Annotated in this window: 7 protein-coding genes; all 7 read left to right on the plus strand. The window is 76.5% G+C overall.

Features of this window, described 5'->3' with window-relative positions; all coding sequences use genetic code 11:
- On the plus strand, positions 1 to 541 hold a 541-nt coding region (locus tag EBH09_RS12680; RefSeq protein ID WP_121747060.1), incomplete at its 5' end, for a glycosyltransferase.
- A complete protein-coding gene (locus tag EBH09_RS12685; protein ID WP_121747061.1) occupies positions 538 to 1,968 on the plus strand; it encodes an exopolysaccharide biosynthesis polyprenyl glycosylphosphotransferase in 1,431 nt (476 codons plus the stop codon). The genes EBH09_RS12680 and EBH09_RS12685, both read left to right, overlap by 4 nt.
- 5 nt (positions 1,969 to 1,973) lie before the next feature.
- Positions 1,974 to 3,425 (plus strand): O-antigen ligase family protein, encoded by a 1,452-nt coding sequence (locus EBH09_RS12690; RefSeq protein ID WP_121747062.1) that lies wholly within the window; start codon positions 1,974 to 1,976, stop codon positions 3,423 to 3,425.
- Positions 3,422 to 5,143 (plus strand): lipid II flippase MurJ, encoded by a 1,722-nt coding sequence (locus tag EBH09_RS12695; RefSeq protein WP_121747063.1) that lies wholly within the window; start codon positions 3,422 to 3,424, stop codon positions 5,141 to 5,143. The genes EBH09_RS12690 and EBH09_RS12695 overlap by 4 nt, the downstream gene beginning before the upstream one ends.
- A gap of 73 nt (positions 5,144 to 5,216) precedes the next feature.
- Positions 5,217 to 5,906 (plus strand): polysaccharide deacetylase family protein, encoded by a 690-nt coding sequence (locus tag EBH09_RS12700; protein WP_121747064.1) that lies wholly within the window; start codon positions 5,217 to 5,219, stop codon positions 5,904 to 5,906.
- A gap of 20 nt (positions 5,907 to 5,926) precedes the next feature.
- Entirely contained in the window at positions 5,927 to 7,087 is a 1,161-nt protein-coding gene (locus EBH09_RS12705; protein WP_121747065.1) for a glycosyltransferase, read from the plus strand.
- A partial coding sequence (locus EBH09_RS12710) for a lipopolysaccharide biosynthesis protein (protein WP_121747370.1) occupies positions 7,084 to 7,715 on the plus strand: 632 nt, incomplete at its 3' end. The genes EBH09_RS12705 and EBH09_RS12710, both read left to right, overlap by 4 nt.

Consider the following 7,715-nt stretch of genomic DNA (forward strand, 5'->3'; position numbering starts at 1 on the left):
GGACCCGGGCCGACCCCACGGCCACGCGGCGCACCCGGGCCCGCCCGGCGGCCACGGTGAACGCGCCCCCGCGTCCGTCCTGTTCGCGGGCGCCGTCGCCGATGCCCGGCCCTGGTACCGGGCCGCCGACCTGGTCGTCCTGCCGTCCCGGTGGGAGGGCATGGCGCTGGCGCCGCTGGAGGCGATGGCCTGTGGGCGGGCCGTGGTGGTGACCGACGTGGACGGCGCCCGCGAGGGCCTGCCGTCCGCTCTCGTGCCGCACTGCCTGGTACCGCCCATGGACCCGGAGGCGCTGGCCGCCGCGGTCACCGGGCTGCTGCTCGACGCTCCGCTGCGCACGTCGCTCGGCCGCCGGGGGCGCGCGCACGTCCTGTCCACGCACGACGTACGGCACACGGCCGCGGCGATCACGGCGGTGTACGACGACCTCCTCGGCCACGGGCGGACGACCGGGACGCACACGGCCCCCGGCGACAGGCCCGCGCTCGTGGGGCGGTCGGCCGTCGCGCCCATCGAGTACAGGGAGTCCACGCACCCGTGACCGCGGAAAGCACCGTCCCCACCCCCGCCGGCCAGCCGCGCGACCTCGGCTCCTGCGCACCCGTATCGGTGCTGCCGCAGCGTGCCGGCGCCGCGGGTCTCCGCTTCCCCGACCGGCTTCCCGCACCACGGCCGGAGTCCCCGCTGCCGCTGCTCGTCGCGGACGGCACGGCGGCGGCGGTACCGGGCTCCCTGATGCTCACCGGCACCCCCCACCAACCGCTGCTCGCGGCCCTGCTGGTCGCCGCCTCGCTGCTGCTGCGCCCGCGCGCGCCCCGGCGGCTGCCGGGGGTCCTGGACGACCTGCCCGGCCTGTGCGGCCGGATCACGGTGGTCTGGCTGGCGCTGGCTGCGCTCGTCGCGGCGTGCGCCCCGCCGCACGCCCTGTCCGCCCGCACGCTGCTCCTGGGCTTCCTGCTGCACGCGGCGACGGGCTGCGCCGGCCGGGGCGTCGTGCACCGGTGGCGCCGCACCGCGCTGCTGAACCGTCCGCGCGCCGCCCTGGTCGTCGGCCCCGCCGCGACCGCGCAGCGCGTGGCCTCCGCGGTGCTGCGCCACCCGCGCTGCGGGGTGCGCCCGGTAGGGGTCGTCGCCGACGAACCGGGCGGCGGCACGGGCCTGCCCGTGCTGACCACGGGCGAGGAGGTGCAGCGGGCGGTCGTGCAGAACGGCGTACGGGAGGTACTGGCCGTGCACCCTTCCGTACGGACGCGGCAGGGGCCGCTGCTGCGGGCGCTGGCCGAGTCCGGCTGTGTGGTGTGGGAGGTCGACGCGGACGTCCCCGCGTACGCGGGCCGGGACCGGCTCGCCGGGTTCTCCTGCCGGCGTCTGGAGGCGGGGGAACGGCGGCCGGGCGGCGCCGGCAAGCGGGTGCTGGACGTGACCGCGTCCGGGGCGCTGCTGCTGCTGCTGAGCCCGTTGCTGCTGACCTGCGCGACGCTGCTGCGGGTCATCGGCGGGCCGGGCGTGCTGTTCCGGCAGGAGCGCATCGGCAAGGACGGCAGGCCGTTCACGCTGCTGAAGTTCCGCACCCACCGCCCGGCCGACGAGCACGAGTCGGCGACCCGGTGGAGCGTGGCGGACGAACGGCGGATGCCGTGGTTCTGCCGCTTCCTGCGCCGTACGTCGCTCGACGAACTGCTCCAGCTGTGGAACGTCTTCAGGGGCGACATGAGCCTGGTCGGGCCGCGCCCCGAACGACCGTACTTCGTGGCCCAGTTCAGCCAGACCTACCCCGGTTACGCCGCCCGCCACCGGGTGCCGGCCGGCATCACGGGCCTGGCCCAGATCAACGGGCTGCGCGGCGACACCTCCATCGAGGACCGGGCCCGCTTCGACAACGCCTACATCGACGACTGGTCGCTGTGGCAGGACGTCTGCATCCTGCTGCGCACGGCCGTCGCGCTCGTGCGCCCCACCGGGAGCTGAGCGAGGTGGCCCGGACCCCGCCCCCGTGGACCACCGCGCGCATACGGCGCCTGCCGCCCGTGCTGGCCGTGGTAGCGGTCGTCGCGCTGCTCGCCCTGCCGGCCGCGGGGGACGGTCCGGGGGGTGCGCATCCGGCCGACGCGGCCTCCGCGCTGGTGGTGCTGTACTGCGCCCTGCGCCTGGTGCGAGACCGGCGGCGCCCCCTGACCCGTACGGCGGTCGTGGTGCTGGGCCTGCCCGTGCTCCCGCTGGCCGTCGCCGCCATGGGCGCGGTGTCGCCGGGGGCCGGGCTCACCGGGTTCGGCCGCTACCTCCAGGTCTTCGTCCTCGTCCCCGCCGCCGTACTGCTGCTGATCCGCGGCCGGGACGACGTACGGCTGCTCACCTGGTCGATGACCGGGCTGGCGGTGTGGCAGGGGGCGGTCGGCGTGCACCAGTACGTCACCGGGACCGGTGCCTCCTACCAGGGCGAGCAGATCCGGGCCGTGGGCACCTTCGGGCCGCAGGACGTGATGGGGATGGCGACCGTCGTCTCCCTCGGGCTGGTCTGCGCGGTCGGGCTGGCGCTGGGCCATGGCCCTGCCCGCCGACGCGCTCTCGCGGCCGGCTGCGCGATCGCCCTGCTGCTGCCGCTCGCCCTGTCGTTCAGCCGTGGCGCGTGGATCGCCACGGCTGTGACGTGCGCGGCCCAACTGCTGCTCGCCGGGGCGCGCAGGGCGTTGAAGGTGGGGGCGGCCGTCGTCGCGGCGGGCGTGGTGCTGGTCGGCGGGTTCGGCGCCGGTACGGCGATGCTCCAGGAGCGGGTGGGCAGCATCACGCAGGTCACCGACTCGCCCGACCAGTCGGTGACCGACCGCTACACGATGTGGGCGGCGGCGGCCGGCATGTGGCGCGAGCGGCCGCTGACCGGCGTGGGCCTGAAGGGCTTCCCCGAACACCGGGACGGGCACGCCTCGCTGGCCCTGTCCTCGGGCAGCGAGACCGACGGCGCGGGCGCGGGGTACCGCAAGCAGCCGCTGCTGTCCCCGCACAACATGTACCTGCTGATCCTGGCCGAGCAGGGGCTGATCGGGCTGATCGCGCTGGCGGGGAGCTGGCTGTCCCTGCTCGTCCTGGGGCTGCGCGGGCTCCGTGCGGTACGGCGCTCCGGTGCGGCGCCCGGGACGGACTGCGCGCTGGTCGCCTGCGGGCTGCTGGTGTGGCAGCTGACCGATTTCGCGTACGCCGACATCGGCGGGCCCTCGACCGTACTGACGGCGGTGTGCTTCGGGCTGGCGGGCTGGTGGGCGCTCGGGGCCGGGGCCGGGGACGGGGACGGGTCTGAGTCTGGGGCCGGGTCCGAGGCCAAGCCCGGGTCGGTGCCTGTGCCCGGGTCCGGGTCCGGTTCCGGTTCCGGTTCCGGGCCTCGGCCTGGGGCCGAGTCCGGGCCCGGTGCTGAGGAGGTGTCGGCGCGATGAAGGTGACGCCCTTCCGGGCCGCGCGGTCCCCCTCCGTCCCGCCGGCCCGGTCCGCCGCGCCGGACGCGGACACCTTGGCGGCGGCCGAGGGCCGGTCCTCCGGGGGCTTCCTCGCCCGGGCCGCGCTGCTCACGGCCGTGCTGTCGGTGGCCGGGTCGGTGCTCGGGCTGGCCCGGGACCAGGCGCTCGCCCGCCTGTTCGGGGCCGGCAGTGAGACGGACGCCTTCCTGGTGGCGTGGACCGTGCCGGAGTTCGCGGCGACGCTGCTGATCGAGGACGGGCTGGCCTTCGCGCTGGTCCCGATGTTCAGCCTGGCCCTGGCCCGCCGCGCGCAGGGCGCCCCCGGCGACCCGGTCCGCGCGCTGGTCGCCTCGACCCTGCCCCGGCTGGCGCCGGCCTTCGTCGCGGTCGGCGCGCTGGTCGTCGTCTGCGCACCCCAGCTGGTCCGGGCCCTGGCGCCGGGGCTGCCCGACCACGCCCTCGCCGTGGACTGCACCCGGCTCACCGCCACCTGCGTCGTCAGCTTCGGACTCGCCGGGTACTGCAGCGCCGCCCTGCGGGCGCACCGCCGGTTCCTGGCGCCGGCGGCGATCTACGTCGCCTACAACGTCGGCATCATCACCGCGATGTTCGTGCTCGGCGGGCGCTGGGGGGTGCGCTCGGCGGCGGTCGGGGTCGCGGCGGGCGGCTTCCTGATGGTGGCGGCGCAGCTGCCCTCACTGCTGCGGCAGCTGCGGCGCCGGGACGACGGCGTCGAGCGGCCGGCGGGCACCGGGGACCAGGCGCGTCCGCTCGCCCTCGCCCTGTTCGGCACCGTGCTGCTCTTCGCGCTGTGCCGTCAGTCGCAGGTGCTCATCGAACGGTTCCTCGCCTCCGGGCTCCCCTCCGGCGCCATCTCGCACCTGAACTACGCGCAGAAGGTGGCCCAGATTCCGATGACGCTGTCGCTGATGCTGTGCACGGTCACCTTCCCGGTGGTGGCCCGGGCGATGGCCGACGGCGACACCGAACGCGCCCGCGACCGGGTCGAGCGGGACGTGGCGCTGGCGGCCTGTCTGGTGCTGCTGGGCGCGGCCACGGTCGTCGCCTGCGCGCCGCAGATGATCGAACTCCTCTTCCAGCGCGGCGCCTTCACGGCGGCCGACACGGCGGCGACCGCGGACGTCATGCGCGTGTACGCCCTCGGGCTGCTCGGCCAGACCGTGGTGGGCGCGCTCGCCCGCTCCTACTTCTCGGCGGGCCGCGCCAGCTGGTACCCGCTCGCCGCGATGACCGCGGGCATCGCCGCCACGGCGGGCATCGGCGCCCGGGCGGTCGGCCCCTGGGGAGTGACCGGCATCGCGGCCGCCAACGCCGCCGGCATCACCGTCACCGCCGCCCTGCTGCTCGCCGGGATGGGCCCGCGCAGCGTCCCGGTCCGCGTCCGGCGCGTTCTGGGCGACCTGGTCAGGCCGGTGCTGGCGGCGGCCGGGGCGACCGTCGTGGGCGCGCCGGTCGCGGGCCTGTTCACCGTGCCGGCCGTCTCCCTCGCCGCCGGCGTGGTGACCGTCGTCGGCGTCTTCGTCCTGCTCGGCCGGGTCCTGCGCGTCCAAGGCGTCGTACCGGCCCTCGATTTCGTCCGCTCCGTCACACGAAGGCTCCCGCATGGCCGCTTCGGCTTCCGTTCCCGCGTCCTCATCCGCTTCCGCGACCGTTTCCCCTTCCGCGGCCCCCGCTGACGCCCCCACGCCTCCCGGCGTTCGCGCCCGCCCCGGCGTCCGCACGCGCCCCGGCACCGTCCCCTGGGTGGCGATGTACCACTCCGTCGGCGACTGCTCGGACGACCCGTACCGCATCACGGTCACGCCCGACCGGCTCGACGCGCAGCTCGGCTGGCTGCGGCGGCGCGGGCTGCGCGGTGTGCCGGTCGCCGAGCTGCTGGCCGCCCGGGCCCGGGGCGGTGGCCGCGACCTGGTGGGGCTGACGTTCGACGACGGGTACGCCGACTTCGTCGAGCACGCGCTCCCGTGCCTGCGCCGCTGGGATTGCGGCGCCACCCTCTTCGTGCTGCCGGGCCGGCTCGGCGGCGACAACGCGTGGGACCCGCTCGGCCCGCGCAAGCCGCTGCTCACGGCCGACGGCATCCGGCGCGCCGCCGCCGAGGGCGTCGAGATCGGCTCGCACGGCCTCACCCATGTGGACCTGACCAAGGCGGACGACGCCACGCTGAAGGCCGAGACCGCCGAAAGCAGAGCACTGCTCTCGGATTTGATCGGTGCTCCGGTATCCGGCTTCTGCTACCCCTATGGCGCCGTCGACACCCGCGCCGCCGACGCCGTACGCGCCGCCGGTCACACCTACGCCTGCGCCATCGACCCCGGCCCGCTGACCGGCCCGCACGCCCTGCCCCGCGTGCACATCGGGCAGCGGGACACGGCCGTACGCCTGCTGCTGAAGACCCGGCTGCACCGCCTGCGCCGCCGCGCCGCGGCCGGGGTCTGACAGGGAGGGGCACGAAGGACATGAAGGCCCTGCACATCATCACCGGCCTCGGCGTCGGCGGCGCCGAACAGCAACTGCGGCTGCTCCTGCGCCACCTCCCCGTCGACTGCGACGTCGTGACGCTCACCAACCCGGGCGCGGTCGCCGACGGACTGCTGGCCGACGGCGTGAACGTCGTCCACCTCGGCATGACCGGCAACCGCGACCTGGCCGCGCTGCCCCGCCTGACCCGCCTCATCCGCACCGGCGGCTACGACCTCGTGCACACCCACCTCTACCGCGCCTGCCTCTACGGCCGCGTCGCCGCCCGCCTGGCCGGCGTCCGCGCCGTCGTCGCCACCGAACACTCCCTCGGCGACTCCCAGATGGAGGGCCGCCCGCTCACCCCCGGCATCCGCGCCCTCTACCTGGCCGGGGAGCGGCTGGGCAGCGCCACGGTCGCCGTCTCCCCCACCGTCGCCGACCGGCTGCGGCGCTGGGGCGTGCCCGCGCCCCGCATCGAGGTCGTCCCCAACGGCGTAGACCTGGCCCGCTTCCGCTTCGACCCAGTCGCGCGGCTGCGCACCCGCCGCCGTCTCGGCCTGCCCCAGGGCGCGTACGTCGTCGGCGGCGTGGGCCGGCTGACCACGGCCAAGCGGTTCGACGTCCTGGTCCGCGCCCTGGCCCGGCTCCCGGAGGACTGCTGGCTGCTGCTGGTCGGCGGCGGCCCCGAGGAGCACGTCCTGCGCCGCACCGCCCGCGAGGCCGGGGTCGCCGACCGCGTCCTGCTCACCGGCGAACGCCCCTACGTGACCGACGGCTCCCCCGGCCCCGACCTGCCGTCCCTGGCCTCCGCGATGGACGTGCTCGCCTCGCCGTCGCCGGAGGAGGCCTTCGGCCTGGCGGTGGTGGAGGGCCTCGCGTCGGGACTGCCGGTGCTCTACGCCTCCTGCCCGGCGATCGAGGACCTGCCCCCGGCCGCCGCGGTCACCGCCCGGCGTGTCACCGGTGGCGAGGAGGAGTTCGCCCGCGTCCTCACCGAGGTCCGCGCGTCCGCCGGCCCGGGCCCCGGCCCGCGCACCGTCCCCGAGGCCGCCCGCCACTACTGCGTCACCCGAAGCGCCGCCCAGCTGATGGACGTGTACGCGACCACCCTCACGCACCCGTTGTCCCCGGCACCCCAGGGAGTCAGTTCCGCATGACCGAGCCCCTCACCCAGTCCCCGGCCGAGCCCGCGGAGCGGAACGAGGCCGAGCAGCCCGCCCGCCCCCGACGCGCACGCACCGCCCTGCACGGCGTCCTGCGCCGCTTCCGGTCCCTGCCGCCCTGGTCCCCGCTCGCGGCCGGCGTCCTCGCCGGCGGACTGCTCGGCGCCGGCTACGGCCTGGTCGCCACCCCGCGGTACACGGCCACCAGTTACGTGGTCGCCGTCCCCACCGACAAGTCCGACCCGGCGTCCGCGCTGGGCTTCGCACAGGCCTACGGCCGGGTCGCCACCCAGCTCGCGGTGCTCGGGGACGCGCAGATGCTGGCGGGCGTGCCGGTGGCGACGCTGGAGGAGAACGTCCGCACGGCGACCTCGCCGGACGCGCCGATGGTCTCGGTGACGGCCACCTCCGCGCACCCGGACGAGGCCGCCGACATGGCCAACGCGGTCGCCGGCGCGCTCACCGAGCACGCGGACGCCGCCGCCGACGACACCCATGTGGAGCTGCGGCGGTTCGCGCGCGCCACCGAGCCCACCGAGGCGTCCTCGGCCTCGGCCGCCGTGACGGGGCTGGTGGGCGCGAGCGCGGGCGGTCTGCTCGGCGGTCTCGCGCTGCTGGTCCG

Origin of the sequence: Streptomyces sp. E2N166 (assembly GCF_003671715.1) — a bacterium.
Classification (GTDB): Bacteria; Actinomycetota; Actinomycetes; order Streptomycetales; family Streptomycetaceae; genus Streptomyces; species Streptomyces thinghirensis.